The organism is Streptomyces sp. NPDC002845, assembly GCF_053591955.1.
In genome coordinates, this window is record NZ_JBSFUU010000092.1 from 21,776 (window position 1) to 37,968 (window position 16,193).

General features: G+C 68.6%; 14 protein-coding genes and 3 pseudogenes. 4 read left to right on the forward strand and 13 right to left on the reverse strand.

Going from position 1 to position 16,193, the window contains the following annotated elements; all coding sequences use genetic code 11:
* Positions 1–145 precede the first annotated feature (145 nt).
* Positions 146–1,105, forward strand: a complete 960-nt coding sequence (locus ACWD3C_RS40855; protein ID WP_451152479.1) for an alpha/beta fold hydrolase — start codon at positions 146–148, stop codon at positions 1,103–1,105.
* Here ACWD3C_RS40855 and ACWD3C_RS40860 read toward each other — a convergent pair whose 3' ends face one another.
* Complete coding sequence (locus ACWD3C_RS40860; protein WP_451152481.1) at positions 1,106–1,231, reverse strand: hypothetical protein; 126 nt, start codon at positions 1,229–1,231, stop codon at positions 1,106–1,108.
* A gap of 12 nt (positions 1,232–1,243) precedes the next feature.
* Here ACWD3C_RS40860 and ACWD3C_RS40865 point away from each other — a divergent pair, with 12 nt between their 5' ends.
* Positions 1,244–2,479: a serine hydrolase domain-containing protein gene (locus ACWD3C_RS40865; RefSeq protein WP_451152483.1), complete on the forward strand. Its 1,236-nt coding sequence runs from the start codon at positions 1,244–1,246 to the stop codon at positions 2,477–2,479.
* Positions 2,480–2,656: 177 nt separating this feature from the next.
* Here the strand turns inward: ACWD3C_RS40865 and ACWD3C_RS40870 are convergent.
* The 11 genes and pseudogenes from ACWD3C_RS40870 to ACWD3C_RS40920 all read right to left on the reverse strand — a co-directional run bounded on the left by ACWD3C_RS40870 (position 2,657) and on the right by ACWD3C_RS40920 (position 13,424).
* Positions 2,657–3,114 (reverse strand): annotated as a pseudogene (locus ACWD3C_RS40870) (PIN domain-containing protein).
* Positions 3,104–3,346 carry a prevent-host-death protein gene (locus tag ACWD3C_RS40875; protein WP_451152505.1) on the reverse strand — a complete coding sequence of 81 codons (243 nt, stop codon included), beginning with the start codon at positions 3,344–3,346 and terminating at the stop codon, positions 3,104–3,106. Before ACWD3C_RS40875 ends, ACWD3C_RS40870 begins: the two are co-directional and overlap by 11 nt.
* Positions 3,313–4,316, reverse strand: a pseudogene (locus tag ACWD3C_RS40880) (IS5 family transposase). The gene ACWD3C_RS40875 and the pseudogene ACWD3C_RS40880 overlap by 34 nt, the downstream one beginning before the upstream one ends.
* Before the next feature lie 73 nt (positions 4,317–4,389).
* Positions 4,390–4,803 (reverse strand): hypothetical protein, encoded by a 414-nt coding sequence (locus tag ACWD3C_RS40885; protein WP_451152485.1) that lies wholly within the window; start codon positions 4,801–4,803, stop codon positions 4,390–4,392.
* A 200-nt stretch (positions 4,804–5,003) separates the two neighbouring features.
* Positions 5,004–5,468, reverse strand: a complete 465-nt coding sequence (locus ACWD3C_RS40890) for a molybdenum cofactor biosynthesis protein MoaE (RefSeq protein ID WP_451152487.1) — start codon at positions 5,466–5,468, stop codon at positions 5,004–5,006.
* 33 nt (positions 5,469–5,501) lie between these two features.
* Entirely contained in the window at positions 5,502–6,491 is a 990-nt protein-coding gene (gene moaA / locus ACWD3C_RS40895; protein WP_451152489.1) for a GTP 3',8-cyclase MoaA, read from the reverse strand.
* A 73-nt stretch (positions 6,492–6,564) separates the two neighbouring features.
* On the reverse strand, positions 6,565–7,716 hold the full coding sequence (locus ACWD3C_RS40900; RefSeq protein ID WP_451152491.1) for an XdhC family protein: 1,152 nt from the start codon (positions 7,714–7,716) through the stop codon (positions 6,565–6,567).
* Between the two features lie 142 nt (positions 7,717–7,858).
* Entirely contained in the window at positions 7,859–10,069 is a 2,211-nt protein-coding gene (locus ACWD3C_RS40905) for a xanthine dehydrogenase family protein molybdopterin-binding subunit (protein ID WP_451152493.1), read from the reverse strand.
* Positions 10,066–11,046 carry an FAD binding domain-containing protein gene (locus ACWD3C_RS40910; RefSeq protein WP_451152495.1) on the reverse strand — a complete coding sequence of 327 codons (981 nt, stop codon included), beginning with the start codon at positions 11,044–11,046 and terminating at the stop codon, positions 10,066–10,068. The genes ACWD3C_RS40905 and ACWD3C_RS40910 overlap by 4 nt, the downstream gene beginning before the upstream one ends.
* 12 nt (positions 11,047–11,058) lie before the next feature.
* Positions 11,059–11,700: a (2Fe-2S)-binding protein gene (locus ACWD3C_RS40915; RefSeq protein ID WP_451152497.1), complete on the reverse strand. Its 642-nt coding sequence runs from the start codon at positions 11,698–11,700 to the stop codon at positions 11,059–11,061.
* A gap of 575 nt (positions 11,701–12,275) precedes the next feature.
* The gene (locus ACWD3C_RS40920; protein ID WP_451152499.1) at positions 12,276–13,424 is read right to left on the reverse strand and encodes an ABC transporter substrate-binding protein; all 1,149 of its coding nucleotides are present in this window, start codon (positions 13,422–13,424) and stop codon (positions 12,276–12,278) included.
* A gap of 94 nt (positions 13,425–13,518) precedes the next feature.
* Here ACWD3C_RS40920 and ACWD3C_RS40925 point away from each other — a divergent pair, with 94 nt between their 5' ends.
* Together ACWD3C_RS40925 and ACWD3C_RS40930 are read left to right on the forward strand one after the other, a co-directional pair.
* Positions 13,519–14,025, forward strand: a complete 507-nt coding sequence (locus ACWD3C_RS40925) for a MarR family winged helix-turn-helix transcriptional regulator (protein WP_451152501.1) — start codon at positions 13,519–13,521, stop codon at positions 14,023–14,025.
* A gap of 451 nt (positions 14,026–14,476) precedes the next feature.
* Positions 14,477–14,884, forward strand: coding sequence for a group II intron maturase-specific domain-containing protein (locus ACWD3C_RS40930; protein WP_451152507.1), 408 nt, complete (start codon positions 14,477–14,479; stop codon positions 14,882–14,884).
* An 86-nt stretch (positions 14,885–14,970) separates the two neighbouring features.
* Here ACWD3C_RS40930 and ACWD3C_RS40935 read toward each other — a convergent pair.
* Positions 14,971–15,925, reverse strand: a pseudogene (locus tag ACWD3C_RS40935) (ISAzo13 family transposase); the annotation flags it as partial.
* Between the last annotated feature and the right edge of the window lie 268 nt (positions 15,926–16,193).

Genomic DNA, 16,193 nt, shown 5'->3' on the forward strand with positions numbered 1-16,193 from the left:
TCTCGCAGGGACATCAGCGTGAAGGCGGACTGCGAGCGGTGCCGGCGGCACACACACCTCCGTGAGCGGCGTCTGGTCAGCCGTGATCGAACTCCCTGCTGGAAACGACAAGTCAGGAACAGAAACGATGTCGGAATCTCATTTCATGAAGGACGCACCCAGGCGTGCCGTCCTCAAGCGCGCGATGTTGGCGACCGCGGTGGCGGTACCGGCCGGAACACTGGCCCTGGGAGCGCCGTCGGCCGCCGCTGCGACAGGCAGGTCCGGCGATCCGCTGGTTCCCCAGCCCATCCCGGAGCAGCGTCCGGCGACCGAGGGTTTCGTGGACGTGCCCGGTGGAGCGCTCTTCTACTGGGACACCGGTGGTAGGGGAACCGCTGTCATCCTCGAGCACGCGGGCACCGGCAGCACACTGGCATGGCCGTACCAGCAGCCCGTGCTGGCCAGGGCCGGTCACCGGGTGATCGCGTACTCGCGGCGCGGGCACTACCGGTCCTCGGCGGCGACCGCCGAGGACCCGCCGTCCGCAGAGGATCTGCGGATGCTGGCCGACCACCTCGGGGTGAAGAAGTTCCACCTGCTCGGTACGGCGTACGGGGGCTTCGTCGCCGCGGACTTCGCGCTCTCGTACCCTCAGCGACTGCTCAGCCTGGTGATCGCCAACAGCCAGATGGGCATTCAAGAACCCGAATACCGCGCCACCTTCAACCGGATACAGCCACAGGGGTTCTTCAATCTTCCCGATTCCTTCCGGGAGCTCGGCGCGCCCTACCGGGCGGCCAACCCGCAAGGCGTCCACGCATGGGAGGAGATCACCGAACGATCCCGCCCCGGCAATGTGAACCCGGCGCCGAAGCTGGCGCACAGGATCACGTGGGACCTGGTGGAGACCATCCGGACCAGGACTCTGCTCACGGCGGGCGGCGCGGACCTGTATATGCCCCCGCCGGTGACCAGGACAGTGCTCAAGCACTTGCCCAACGCCTGTTCGCTCACGTTCAACGAAACCGGCCATTCCCCCCACTGGGAGCGGCCCAGCGCCTACAACAAGAAGATCCTGCAGTTCCTGGCAGGCGCCCGGTTCCCCGAGGGCGCCCGCTGCTGACTACACCGCGCTGCTCGGCCACCGCGTCGTGCCGACCGTGCACGTGAGCTCGCCGGCCCAGGCCAGGGCCACGCCCTCCGAGTGCTCGACCTGGGCGTCCGAAGCCGATTCCGAACGCTTGACCAAGGAGCCAGCCAAATGAAGCATGTGAGTAGAAGGGCGGCGCTGGGCATGGTCGGCGCCGTCGCGATCGCGGGGCCGCTGCAGGCGGCCGACAGTGCCTCCGCGGTGTCGCCGCAGGCGGCCGACAGCCCCTCCCCGGTGCCGCCGGCACTGTTGGAAGCCCGGCGTGAGAAGTCCAATCCCGCGCTCAGCCTCTTGACGTATCGTCATATGGACGAACTCTTCGCCACCGCCCCGGTGCCTGCGGGAGGATGGACCCGTACTCTGCGGCGCTCCCCGCTGCGTCTGTCCGACGACCTGCAGGTGCGGATCGGCGACCGGACCGCGGGTCTAGCGGACACGCTGGAAGATCTGCGCATCAATGCGATGCTGGTCATGCGCGACGGCAAGCTGGTCCGCGAGATCCACCGCAACGGCGGCAGCGAGCAGTCGCGTTACATCGGCTTCTCGATGTCAAAGTCGTGGATCTCGATCCTGTTCGGCATCATCCAAAGCCAAGGCCACATCGGCAGCATCGACACGCCAGTCGTCCACTACCTGCCCGAGCTGCGCGGCACCGCATACGACAAGGTCACGCTCAGAAACCTGCTGACCATGCGTGCCGGCACCTCGTGGATCGAGGACTACGCCCCGGGCAGCGCCCTCGACGCGGTCCGCGACGGATCCACCAATGCCGAAACGATGTTCTACGAGGACTACGCCAAGGAGCTGAAGGCGGTCGCACCGCCCGGGACCAGGTTCAACTATTCGACGCTGGACACCGAACTGGTCGGCAAGGTGCTGGCGCGCGTCACCGGCAAATCGATCGCGCAACTGATGACCGAGCTGATCTGGCAGCCGGCCGGCATGGAATCCTCCGGATACTGGGTCATGCAGGGCCCGCACGGCCGCCAGCACGAATGGTATGGCGCGGGCTTCGCCGCGACGATGCGCGACTTCGGACGACTGGGCCAGTTGATGCTGGACGGTGGGTCGGTGCGCGGCCGCCAGGTGGTGCCGCGGGCATGGGTGGAGGAATCGACCACCACACCGCTGAAGGACAAGACCTACTTCTACTTCTGGTGGGGCTTGCCCGGCATCGATGGCTTTGCGGCGAACGGATTCGGCGGTCAGCATGTCTATGTCGATCGCAAGACCCGCACGATCATGGTCATCGCCAGTTATGGAGGCTCTTCCGGCACGCAAGAGCTGTTCGAGCAGGTGATTGCAGCCTTGGGCAAGGTCCGGGCTTCCAGGGACGCCGGGGTTTGATCAACTCGCAGCTCACCGTGCGCCTCCACCCGGACAGTGACCGCATCACCCTTCACATCAAGCTGCCGAGCGACTACCAGCGCCCACCGCCGAAGGGCCAACGCCCAGCCGTCCGGTTCCGGTGAGACCCCACCGGATATGGCCTGTTCGGGCCCACCCGACGACAGTCCTGCCGCCTTACCGGTCGCCGGGCGTTTTCGGGCGGGTGACGGGGACGATGGTGAGGAGGTCGTCCAGGCCTTTGAAGTCGTCGGGGTTGGTGGTGTACAGCGGCAGGTCCTCAGTGATCGCGATGGCGGCGATCATCAGGTCGGCCACTCGCCGCCGGGGCTTGCGGCCGACGCCGATCACGGCCGCAAGCCCCGGCCATAGATACGGGCGGCTTCCGCGTCGAACGGGATCGGGTCGAACTCGTTCTCCGCGCGCTGCAGCACGTCCAGCCGCCGAGCACGTTCGGCATGCTCGTCGTACTCGTCCTGCTCTTCGTTCCGGCGGACCTCGTGCGGTCCCGCGGACAGCTCCGCCAGTGTGACGGCGGTGATGGCCATCTCGGCGGGCAGTTCCTCGGGATCCACCCACCGGCGCAGGATCATGATGTTCGTGTCGAGCAACCCCTGCGCATGGTCACCGGGCATACGGGTCGTCCGCTTCCTGCTCGGCCGTGGCGTCCTGGTCGGCCCGGAAGGCGTCCAGGGAGATGTCGGGGCCGCTGCGGGACACAAACCGCCTGCGGCGCCGCAAGGGGACCAGTTCGCCGATCTGGTGTCCGTCACGAGTCACCGTGAACGCCTGGCCGCTCTGGACCGCGTCCAAGAGCCTGTGTGATGTCGTGATCAATCGGCTGCTTGCAAGAGCTCTCCGAGCCAGATCATCGAGGCGCGCAGTTCGAGGCCGGCGAGATAGCTCTCGGGCGTCTTGCCGAAGCGTGTGGCGATGCCGCGCCAGTCCTTCAGCCGGTTGATCAGTCGCTCGACGGTGTTGCGGTCACGGTAAAGATCGGCGTCGAAAGTGACGGGTCGGCCGCCCCGGCTGCCCTTCTTCTTGCGGTTGGCGGCCTGGTCCTTCTTCTCCGGGATGACCGCCTTGATGTGGCGTCGTCGCAGGTGGGCGCGGTTGGCGCGGGGCGAGTACGCCTTGTCCGCGGCGACCGCGTCCGGCCGGGTGCGGGGCCGACCGACCGGTAGACGGACGCGGATCTTCTTCAGCACGGGGACGAACTGGGGCTGTCCGCAGCCTGCCCGGCGGTCAGAACGAACGACAGCGGTCGGCGCTTGCGGTCGGCGGCAAGGTGAATCTTGCTGGTCAGTCCGCCGCGGGACCTTCCGAGCAGGGCTTCTTTCAGGCGGAGTCCGTATCGGCGGCGGACGCGTCAGCGTTCGGCGCGCTCGGGCTCGTTTCCTCCGCCCCGCCCGTTCTGTTCCGCCTCATCGCCCCCCTTTTGCCGGGCCTGTTCCTGCTCGGCGGCGGCTTCCTCGAGAGCCTCCATGACATCCTTGCCGACGATCATCCCGGCGGCGTCGTGGTGAGCGCGGACGGTCGTGGAGTCGACGCTGACCAGGGACAAGTCTGTCTTGCCCCGGCGGGCGGCTTCGGCGATCAGGCCCTCCAGCAGGGCGGTGAAGACACCGGCGTTCCTCCAGACCCGGAAGCGCCCGCAGACGGTCGGCCAGGGCCCGAACTCGCCGGGCATCTCACGCCACTGCGCACCTGTCCTGAACCGCCAGATCACCCCCTCGAACTGATCCCGCAGCCGCTCGGGGTAGGGGCCGTACTCACCTATCGGCAGGAACGGCTCGATCAACTTCCACTGCTCGTCGGTCAGTTGCCTGCGCGTCACGACCGTCTTCCTACCGGATCCGCCTTCCAAGCGGATCCGGATCCGCAAGTTTGATCACGACATCAGACAGGCCCTAGTTCGCCACCATGTGGAACACGCTCCTGGGCGAGAGGAAGCTCGGGCAGACGCTGCTGACGGCCTGGATCGCCAAGGAGAACCTGCGCACGCACCCTCCTCGCCTTGGCACGCACCGGCGCCGACCGCCACCAATATGCGACGGTGCCCTGTCCTGGGTGGCGACGTCAGCAAGGCCGGGCCAGCGGGGGCAGTCGCCGTTCTGGACGTGGCTCAGGTTGGCAGCCACGGCCGCGTACAGCTCTTCGTGGGCGGGCAGGTGCTCGACGAAGGCGGCGGAGGAGCCGCCCCAGTCGGTGGCAAAGCTGCCGGGCGCCACGAGAGTGACCTTGGTCGTGAAGCCGGCCACCTCCTGAGCGAGGGAGCCGGTGAGCCTCGCCAGAGCCAGCTTGATGGCGTTGCAGCCACCCACGAGGGGAAGGTGATGACGCCGCCGATGCTGGAGACCTGCACGATGTGGCCGCTGCGCTGCGCCCGCAGGAGGGCAGGACCGCCTGCGTGACCCTCACGGGCTGCTCGGGGGTGCCCTGATGCGGTTGATCACCTACCACGCCGAGCCGGGCTCCAGGTAGCAGGAAGCCCTGCGGATGCCGGCCAGGGCTTGTGACGGCTCTACGCACTGACCCATTCATCGGTTCCGTCCGAGAATTTCTGGTGTTTCCAGATGGGCACTTCGTGCTTGAGGTCGTTGATCAGTTCCCTGCAGGCTTCGAAGGCATCTCCCCTGTGCGGACACGCGACGGCGACCACGACCGCCGGATCTCCCACCTCGAGTTCACCGACCCGGTGCACCGCGGCGAGGGCACGCACCGGGTGGTTCGCCACGACCTTCTCCGCGATCCGCCGCATCTCGGCCTCGGCCGTCGGGTGGCACGAATACCCCAGTCCGTCCACGTCCGCGCCCGCGTCATGGTTGCGCACCGTGCCGACGAACAGCGCGATCCCGCCCGCCGCTGCGTCGCCGACGGCCTGGAAGACCTCGTCCAGGCAGAGCGGTGTCCGTCGTATCGCGATCAGCCTGATCGGCTGCGGGTGCGCCTGTTCACCGGGGTACTCGTGCGTTTCCTGGGCTGTCATGCCTTCATGCCTCCATACAAAGGTGGTTCCGGGTCAGCCGCCGATGGCCGACATGGGGCGGTCCGGCTGCAGGAACGAGGGATCGTCCAGGCCCGAACCCGCCTTCTTGCCCCACATCGCCGCACGCCAGATCCGGGCGATCTCGTCGTTGGGAGCGCCTGAGCGGAGCGCGGCACGCAGGTCGGTCTCCTCGCGGGCGAACAGGCAGGTGCGTATCTGGCCGTCGGCGGTCAGGCGGGTGCGGTCGCAGGCCGCGCAGAAGGGGCGGGTGACCGAGGCGATCACGCCGACGCGGTGCGGGCCGCCGTTCACGAGCCAGCGCTCGGCCGGGGCGGAGCCGCGCTCCTCGTCGCCCTCGGGGGTGAGGTCGAAGCGGGTGCGCAGGGAGGCCAGTATGTCGCCGGCGGTGATCATGCCGTCGCGCTGCCAGCCGTGCTGGGCGTCCAGCGGCATCTGCTCGATGAAGCGCAGCTCGTAGTCGTGCTCCACGGCCCAGGCGAGCAGGTCGGGGGCCTCGTCCTCGTTGAGCCCGGGCATCAGGACGGAGTTGACCTTGACGGGGTTCAGTCCGGCGGCGCGGGCGGCTGCGATGCCGTCGAGGACGTCCTGATGGCGGTCCCGGCGGGTCAAGGTCCTGAAGACGTCCGGGCGCAGGGTGTCCAGGGAGACGTTGACCCGGTCCAGGCCCGCCGCCTTCAGGGCCGTCGCCGTGCGCTTGAGGCCGATGCCGTTGGTGGTGAGGGACATCTGAGGGCGCGGGCCGAGGGCGGCGACCCGCGCGACGATCCCGACCAGGCCGGGGCGCAGCAGGGGCTCGCCGCCGGTGAAGCGGACTTCCTCGATGCCCAGGGAGGTGACGGCGATGTCGATCAGGCGGACGATCTCGTCGTCCGTGAGCAGGTCGGGCTTGGCCAGCCACCGCAGGCCCTCCTCGGGCATGCAGTAGGTGCAGCGCAGGTTGCAGCGGTCGGTCAGTGAGACCCTCAGGTCGGTGGCCACCCGGCCGTGGGTGTCGATGAGCACGTGGGGCCTCTCCTCAACGCGTATCGGGTTCTTACGGCTCGTCAGCGAGCGCGCGACGGCTCGGCGCGCGCTGTCATGCGGCCAGCACCGAGGCCGGTGACATCGGGGCCACCGGGACGGAACCGTGGATGGGACCGGGGACGCGGGACAGGGGCAGGCCGGTGCCGTTGTTGATGTGGGCGATGATCTCGGCGGTGATGGAGATCGCCGTCTCTTCGGGGGTGTGGGCGCCGAGGTCCAGTCCGATCGGCGAGTGCAGGAGCGCGAGGTGCTCCTCGGGCACGCCGGTCTCACGCAGACGTTCCAGGCGGTGTTCGTGGGTGCGGCGGGAGCCCATCGCGCCGATGTAGCCGACCGGGAGGTCGAGGGCCAGGCGGAGCAGGGGGATGTCGAACTTGGCGTCGTGGGTGAGTACGCAGATCACGGTGCGGGCGTCGGTCTCGGCGTGCTCCAGGTAGCGGTGGGGCCAGTCGGCGACGACCTCGTCGGCGTGCGGAAAGCGGGCGTGGGTGGCGAAGACGGGGCGGGCGTCGCAGACGGTGACGTGGTAGCCGAGGAAGCGTCCGGCCTGGCTGAGGGCGACGGCGAAGTCGACGGCGCCGAAGATCAGCATGCGGGGCGGCGCTGCGTGGGTGTGGACCAGGAGCGTCAGCTTCTCCGGGCAGGTGTCGGCGTCCCCGCCGACCTCGACGCGGGCGGTCCGGCCCGCCCGCAGCAGCGCGCGGACCTGGGTGGCCGCCGCCTGATCTTCCCGCCGGCTGCCAAGTGTCCCGTCGTACGCGCTGCCGCCCCCGAAAACGGACAGGGTACGGCCGAGCAGGCGCTGCGGCCCGTCCACCACCTGTGCCACGGCGACGGGCACACCGGCCAGTACCTGTTCCAGGGCGGTGGTGAGGTGGGGCTGGTCGGCGGGGTCGACCCGCTGGACCAGGACCTCCAATTCGCCGCCGCAGGTCAGGCCCACGGCGAAGGCGTCGTCGTCGGAGTAGCCGAACGAGGCCCGTATCGGGGGCTCGGCCGAGTCCAGCACCTGCTGGCACAGCTCGTAGACGGCGCCTTCCACGCATCCTCCGGAGACGCTGCCGACCGCTTCGCCGCCGGTGTCCACGGCCAGTGAGGTGCCGACCGGCAGGGGTGTGCTGCCGCTGACCCGGATCACGGTGGCCAGGGCGAAGGGGCGGGCTTCACGGCACCAGCGGTACAGCGTGTCCGCGATGTTCAGCATGGGTGGATCTCCTCGGACGGTGGGGAAGCCCGCCGCCGTGCCGGCATGAGGGGGGATAGAGGCACGGCGGCGGGCCGATCAGCGGGACGGTTCCAAGGACCCCGACCGGGTGGCGTCAGAGGTCCTGGGAAGCGTCCGGGGTTCAGAGCAGGGCTTCGGCGGTGATGGGCAGGTCGCGGACCCGGCGTCCGGTGGCGTGGAAGACCGCGTTGGCGATGGCGGGCGCCACGCCGACCATCACGAGCTCGCCCAGGCTCTTCACGCCGATGGGGTCGGCCTTGTAGTCCTCCCCGTCGAGGTAGATCGCCTTCAGGTCGGGCATGTCGGCATGGGTCGGCACGAGGTAGTCGGCGAAGTTGGCGTTGGTGATCCGGCCGTCGCGGTGGTCGGTGACCGTGTGCTCCAGCAGGGCCTGGCCCATGCCGCCGATCATTCCGCCCAGGGCCTGGCTGTCGGCGAGCTTGGGGCTGACGATCCGGCCCGCGTCGTAGACGCTGAGCATCCGCCGCACCCGGACCAGCCCAAGGCGGGCGTCGACGGCGACCTCGGCGAACACCGCGCTGTAGCCGTACATCGAGAACCGCCTCTCCTCCTCCGGCACCGGGGAGTAGGACCCGCTCGCCTCCAGGTGGGTGCGGTTGTTGCGGGCGAGGAGCTGCCGGTAGGTCTCCCCCCGCGCGGGGCTGCCCTTCGCATGCATCCGGCCGCCGCGGACCACGACATCGTCGGCGTCGATGCCGTGCAGCGGTGAGCGCTCGTCCTCGACGGCGAGCTTGATGGCTTGCTTGCGCAGCTTGTCGCAGGTGTTCTGGACGGCGGTTCCCACGCTGGCCATGGTCTGCGAGGCGCCCTGCGGCGGGGCCGGCGGCATCCTGGAGTCGCCGAGCCGGAAGGTGACGTGGCGCATCGCCAGGCCGAGGGCGTCGGCGGCGACCTGGCTCATGGAGGTGTACGTGCCCGTGCCCACGTCATGGGTCGCGGACTGGACCACCACGGTGCCGTCGGCATCGAGCCTGGCGTGGGCCTGGGCCTCGCTCTGGAAGACGTCGTAGCAGCCGGTGGCCACGCCGGTGCCCATGAGCCAGTCGCCGTCGCTGGTGGAGCGGGGCTTGGGGTTGCGCCGGTGCCAGCCGAACTTGCGGGCGCCGACGCGGAAGCACTCGCGCAGCCGCCGGGTGGAGAAGGGGTGTCCGCTCGACAGGTCTTCGTCGGGTTCGTTGCGCAGCCGCAGCTCGATCGGGTCCATGCCCAGTTTGTAGGCGAGTTCGTCCATAGCCGACTCGATGGCGAAGCTGGCAGTGGAATAGCCGGGGCCGCGCATCCAGATCGGGGTGACGACATCCAGCGGCACGATCTGGGGCGTCTGCCTGACGTTCGGCACGGCGTAGAGCATCTGCCCCAGCGCCAGGTTGGCCTCCCAGAACTGCTCGTAGCTGGAGGTCTCGTACTTGAAGTCGTGGGTCATCGCGGTCAGTCGCCCGCGCCCGCTGCTGCCCAGCTGCAGCTTGTACTCGTACGCGGGCCGGAACCCCACGCTGAAGTACATCTGCCGGCGGGTCAGGACGAGTTTGACCGGGCGTTTCACCTCACGTGCGGCGAGCGCGGCGATGGTGGTGTTCGGCCACCGCCGCAGTCCGTTGCCGAAGGCGCCGCCGATGAACGGCGTGAGGACGCGCACGTCCTCCGGTGGAATGCCGAACACGGACGCGAGCTCGTTCTGTACGCCGATCACGTGCTGGGTCTTGTCCCACAGGGTGAGCTTGTTGCCCTCCCAGCGGGCGATGGTGGCGTGCAGCTCCATCGGGTTGTGGTGGTTGCGGGAGAGACGGTAGGTCATCTCCATCCGGACGTCCGCGGAGCCCAGCGCTTCCTCGGCGTCACCCCGCGAGTAGGGCTGCGCGAAGGGCTGAGGTCCGTCTTCGGCCGGGGCGTCGGTCAGGTCGGTCGAGGCCTTCTCGGCGTCGTAGGTGACTTTCACCAGGCTCGCGGCGTGCTCTGCGGCCTCCAGCGTGGTGGCCACCACGACCGCGACCGGCTGGCCGAAGAACCGGACACGGTCGTCCTGGAAGATGTGTATCCGCTCGCCCGGGAAGGGGATGAAGGGGAACTCGCGGTAGGCCAGCTCGGGCGCGTTGCGGTGGCTGATGACCTTCAGCACGCCGCGCTGGGCTTCGGCGTCGCTGGTGTCCATGCCGGTGATACGGCCGCGGCTGATACTGCTGTCGACGATGACGGCGTGCACCACCCCGTCGATGTCGTGCTCGGCGGCGTAGGTGGCCTGGCCGGTGACCTTCAGCCGCCCGTCCACCCGGGAGAGCGGTGCGCCGACGGCTGCCTGCGGTTGGGGGCTCATTTGCTGTCTCCTACGGTACGCAGCTGGCGTTCGACGGTGCGTGTGAGCAGTTCGACCTTGAACCGGTTGTGCTGGAGCGGCCGGGCGCCGCTGGTGGCGCGGCCGGCGGCCTCGGCCCACAGCCGGTCGGAGGGGCGTTCACCGACGAGGGCTTCTTCAACGGCGGGGAGCTTCCACGGCACGGTGCCCACGCCTCCGGCGGCGACGTACGCGTCCCGGATCACTCCGCCGCGTATGTGCAGCGCGACGGCCGCGGAGGTCAGCGCGAACTCGTACGACTGGCGGTCGCGCACCTTCAGATAGCCGGACTTGAGCGGACGCGGAAGGGCGGGAATCTCGACAGCGGTGATCAACTCGCCGCGGCGCAGGGCCTGTTCACGGTTGGGGGTGTTGCCGGGCTTGAGGTGGAAGTCGGCGAAGGGCACGGTGCGCTCGCCGTCCGGGCCGAGCAGGTGTACTTGAGCTTCCAGGGCGGCGAACGCCACGGCGGCGTCGGAGGGGTGGGTGGCCACGCAGTCGTCGGAGGTGCCGAGGATGGCGTGGGTGCGGTTGACGCCGTGCAGGGCCGCGCAACCGGAGCCGGGCTCACGCTTGTTGCAGTCGGCGTTCACGTCACGGAAGTACGTACAGCGGGTGCGCTGCATGATGTTGCCGCCGATGGTGGCCATGTTGCGCAGCTGCGCGGACGCGCTCAGCTCCAGCGCCTCGGAGATCACCGGATACAAGGCGCGTACTTTGGGGTGGGCGGCGGTCTCGGCCATACTCACCAGCGCGCCGATGCGCAGGCCGCCGCGCCGGGTCACGGTGACCTCGCGCAGCGGCAGGTCGCTGATGTCGACGAGTGTCTCGGGGCGTTCGACGGTCTCGCGCATCAGGTCGACCAGGGTGGTGCCGCCGGCGATGTACCGGCCGCCGTCGCGGCCCGCGGCGAGGGCTTCCCGAGTGTCGGATGCCTTGGTGAAGGAGAAGGGATGCATGGGGGTCGTGCCTCATTTCCCGTGTGCGGTCTGCTCGACGGCGCGCACGATCTTCACGTAGCAGCCGCAGCGGCAGAGGTTGCCGCTCATGAACTCCCGGATCTCCTCCGGGGAGCCGGTGTGGCCTTCCTCGATGCAGCCGACGCCGGACATGATCTGGCCAGAGGTGCAGTAGCCGCACTGGAAGGCGTCCTGGTCGATGAACGCCTGCTGCAGCGGGTGCAGTCGGTCGCCCTTTGCCAGGCCTTCGATGGTGGTGACCTCGGCGCCTTCCAGCCGGACCGCCAGGGTCAGGCAGGAGTTGACCCGCCGGCCGTCGACGAGGACGGTGCAGGCGCCGCAGGCTCCGGCGTTGCAGCCCTTCTTCGAGCCGGGCAGGTCGAGATGTTCGCGCAGCAGGTCAAGCAGCGAGGTCCGGTTGTCGACGGTGACGGTGTGCCGCTTGCCGTTGACGGTCAGGGAGACGCGGCTGCTGGGCGACGCGTCGGCGTCGTCCGCGGTCTCGGCGCCGAACACGGACGGCCCCGCGATCAGGCCGCCCGCCATGACCGCGCCGCCGACGACGGTAGTGGTCGCGATGAACGTACGCCGGGACGGTGCGGACGCAGATCCCTCGGGGGGAGGAACAGCTGACTCTGTGGGTTCGGTGGACATGACCACTCTCTCGGTCGACGGAAGACGGTTGGCGGTACCGGCCACCGTCATGTGCACGAATCGGCGTGAGGACGAGACATCACGGCCTCTTTCAGGAGGACGTGACAGTGCACATGCGGGTGGTGGCGTGCGTGGCAGGGCGGTTGGGCAGCGGATTCAGTGTCGGATTCAGGGCGTGTGCAGCCGTCCGGGAAGCGGGCGGGCAGCGCGTCCTGGGCGAAGAACGTCTCGGCGCGCCAACACGTCGGTGCTCTTCAGGACGTCGCCCGGTGCGGTGCCGTCGCCGCGCAGGACCTCTCCGAAGTTCATCTTCAGGAAGGCGGCCCAGTTGTTGAGGCTGCCGACCGGCGGTCGGCGAGCCGGAGCAGGCCACCCGCAGAGGTGGTGACGCCCCCCAGGGCGCGACCGGCCATGGCCGCCCGGAAGCCGAGACCGGGGTCTCTATCCAGGGCTTCAGTGGTCCAGGTAGCGCTTGGTGTGTAAGGACAGCGAGTACCAGTACATGGGAGAGGCGCACTAGGTCGGTCGCGGCGAGGGTGGCTTTGAAGGGCGAGCAGCGGTATGGGGCGAGGCCCTTACCGGCCGGGGTGAAGACCGAGCCACCCCGGCGTCGGAGCGCCCTGCACCTCACCGAAGTACAGCGCGAACGTCTGCTTCAGCCGCTCGACCTGTGCACGGTCCTCCATGAACTGCGGAAAGCCGTCAAGGTGGGCGTTCGGGTACTTCCAGATGGGCTTCGGTCCGCCCTCGGGGGTGACGTCCGTGCGTACCGACCAGCCGTTGAACGACCTCTGCTGTACCTCGGTGCTCAGCAGCCAGTTCAGGTAGAGCTTGGCAGCGGCGGGACGGGCGGCCTGCTTGAGGATCGCGGCGCGCTGGCCCCAGGCCATGAAGGGGTGCCCGTCGGCGATCACGGTTCGGCGCGCCGCGTCCGACGCCGCGAGGAGACTGGCCGACGTTCCGACTCCGATGGTCTTCTGCTTGCCGGTGACCGCCTCGGACGGGGTGTGGGAACCGCGGGCGAACCGCGGCTGCTGGGCGGCGAACTTCTCGATCCAGTCCCAGCCGTATGCCTGCTGGTACAGGGCGAAGAGGTAGAGCACCGCGTCGTCGTCGTGCGGATAGGAAGAGGCGATGGCGCCCTTCCAGCGCTGGTCCACCAGGTCCAGCGGCGTACGCGGCGCATGCGCGCCGGCCGCGGCGGGGTCGTACAGGAAACTGAAGGCGACGACCTGCACGGCCGTCCACGCGCCGTCCGGGTCCCGGAACTGCGGGTGCAGCCGGGAGAACCCGGCGGGCTTGTAGGGCAGCAGCCGCCCCTGGCGCTTCCAGCGGGTGAAGTCGTGCAACGTCTGCAGTTGTACGACGTCGGGAACAAGGGTGCCGGTCGCGAACTGGTTGTCGACGCGTACATCGTGGAACTTGCTGTAGTCCACGACGATCGTCAGGTCGATCTCCGGGAAACGGCTGCGGAAGCCGGCCCTGACGCCGCCGGCCTGGCTGTCGATATCGCCGCCGGCGTAGACGACGAGCTTTCCTCCCTCGGCGATCGCGGACCGGTACAACTCGTCGAGCGAGCGGGTCTCCTCGAGGCCGGCTCCGGGTGCGGTCCCGCCGGGGGCCTGGGCAAGAGCCGGTGCGGCGAGCGTCGATGCGGCGGCGGCACCGAGAGCCGCGCCCGCCCCTGCGGTGAGGATCCGGCGCCTGCTGAGGCTGCTGGACATGAACATCCCTCCGAGTTTGAAGTTTCAACCCGAGCGCCACGATACGAGACTTGGATTGAAACTTCAATCGCTCTCCGCTGGCTAAGCTGTCGCCATGTCCCCGACGCCACGCTGGCTGAACGCCGAGGAGCGGCGAGCTTGGCTCGCCTATCAAGACTTCTCGACGCATCTGAGCGACTACCTCAACCGGCAGCTCAGGCGCGATTCCGGCCTGACGCGCTACGACTACGTGCTGCTCGTCCACCTGTCGGAGGCGCCTGAGCGCGCCCTGGCCATGTCGGAGCTGGCACGGCTGCTGAAGATCACCCGCAGTCGGCTGACCCACGCCGTCACACGCCTCCAGGACGCCGGCTACGTGCGGCGCCGCGAGGACCCCGCAAATCCCCGCAGCCACATGGCCGTCCTCACCGACGAGGGCGCGCGGCTGATGGAACAGGCCGCTCCAAGGCATGTCGAGGCTGTACGTCGCACGGTCTTCGACGTCCTGACCCCGGAACAGATCCGGCAGTTCGCCGAGATCGGCGAGTCGATCAACGCCGCCCTCCAGCGCGCGGACGACACCGGTGCCGATCCGGACGCGCTGCCGTGGCGGCGCAGATGAACAGGCGTTGCGGCCTGAGGCGCTGAGTTGCCGCGCACTTCGGGTGCACGCACGTTCATCTTCCTCGGTCGGCATGGGTGCGCCCAGAGCAGCCAGTCGCAGCGCACCTGTTCGTGGAGGCCGCAGCTCTGAAGTGGCCCGCACGTACACAGCGGCCATGTTGCCGCCGGGCAGGACGTTGTCCCGGCCGTGGGGGCCCAGCCCCACGGTGTCGGCCCGCGGTGGGAACACCTCCGCAGTGCCTCGAAGGCGTCGAACCTCCACGCGCTTGGGGCGGCCGCGTATCGAAAGTGCTGCCATGCGCCTGAGCTGTGTGCGCGAAGGCTGAGCTTGACTCTGTCGGGGATCTTGGTTGCGCCGTGAGGCGCTGTGGTTCGAGTCGAGGTGCAAGACCGTCCCCTCTGGCCTGTCGCAGCAGGTCAGCGTAGCTGAGGGCAGCCTGATCCGGGTGGTGCCGGGGAGGGCGGGAGCGGCCCTGACAAAGCCGGGACGTACCAGCAGGGCCGCACAAGATGGTCGTTCCGCCCCGCGGTCAGCAAGGACACCCTCAAACGACTCGGCGAGGAGGTCCGCTCCTGGCGGCTCCACCGGCGGGTCAACCTCACCGTGGAAGAAACTCGCGCAACGGATCAATCCGATCGTCGCGGGCTGGATGCAGTACTACGGCCGGTTCTACCGATCGGCTCTGTATCCGCTCCTGATGCGCATCAACGCCTACCTGGTGCGTTGGCTCCGCAACAAGTACAAACAGTTCCGCGCGAAGAGGAAGGCCAACGCGGCCTTCCAACGGGCAGCCAAGCGCCGCCCGGGAATGTTCGCGCAGTGGAGGTGGACCAGTTCCCCCTCTCTGGCCTGGTGATCAGGATGACAAGAGCCGTATAAACCGACAGGTTTACGTACGGATCTGTGGGAGCCGGAGGGTGCGAATCCCTCCGGCTACCCGACTTTTGAAGTACCTGGCGGAAAGTGACAGACGGTGATTTCCAGGCCGGTCTGAAGGGCCAGAGCAGCCAGTTCGGCTTTCCAGGCGCGGGTGCGGTAGCCGTTGGAGCCGCCCGCGTCCGCGGTGATCAGCAGCCGCCGCGAGTGCGGATAGGCGCCGCGTCCTTGGCTGTTCCACCAGCGGCGGATGGACTCCACGGCGAAGGCGGCGGTGTCGTGGTCCGTGCCGACGCTGACCCATCCGGTGTTCGCCGCAAGATCGTAGATCCCGTACGGGATGGCCTTGCCCAGCTCCGGGTCCGGGAAGTCGTGCGTCCGTACCTGGACCGGTTCGCCCTCACGGTGCCACTCGGCGCCGGCGTTCTTGTAGTTGCCGACGACTTCCTTCTTCTTGGTGTCGACGCTGACCACCGGGTCCCCGGCGGCCTGGTGCTCCTTGGCTCGCTCCTTGATATAGCGGAACTGGCCTTCGCGGTCCGGGTGTTGCTTGCCTTCGATGGTCTTGGCGTTGCCCTGGAGGCTGAAACCCTCCTCACGCAGCAGGTCGGCCACGGTTTCCGCCGAGATGCGGTGGCCCTGCCGGGTCAGCTCGCCGGCCAGGTGGCGGGTCGACTTCGTCGTCCAGCGCAGCGGCGACATCGGATCACCCCGCATGTCCGGCTCGACGAGGGCCAGCAGAGCAGGCCGCAACTCGGGATCCAGATCCACCGCACGCTTACGGCCCCCGCCCTCCCGGCGGACCCGGCCCAACGGGGCCACCCCGGACTCCAGTACTGCCACTCCGCGCGAGACGGTACCCTCGCGCACCCCTGCCGCACGGGCCACCGCCCGGATCCCTCCATGCCCCAGCGACCGCCTCCGCCCCCATGGCCAACCGGCGCTGACGCTCGTCCAGATGCGGGAACAACGCCTCGAACTTCGCGGCCAGTTCCGCTTCAACCCCGCCCAACGTCCCCATACCACAACAACGACCAGCAATCAGGGAAGCAATGACTTGTTTCTCCGCAGGCCCTTTAACTACGCGGCATTGGATCAAGACTTACAGCTGCCGTGTCAGATCACCCAATTCCGCTGAATACCCAGGGTTAGGTTTCCTCCATGGCTGCTTCTGCGGTGCGCGCCGCGATCTATCTGCGCGTCTCGCTCGACCGCGAGATGGACGGACTCGCCATCGACCGGCAGCGCGATGACTGTCTCAGGATCACCGCTGATCGCGGATGGACCGT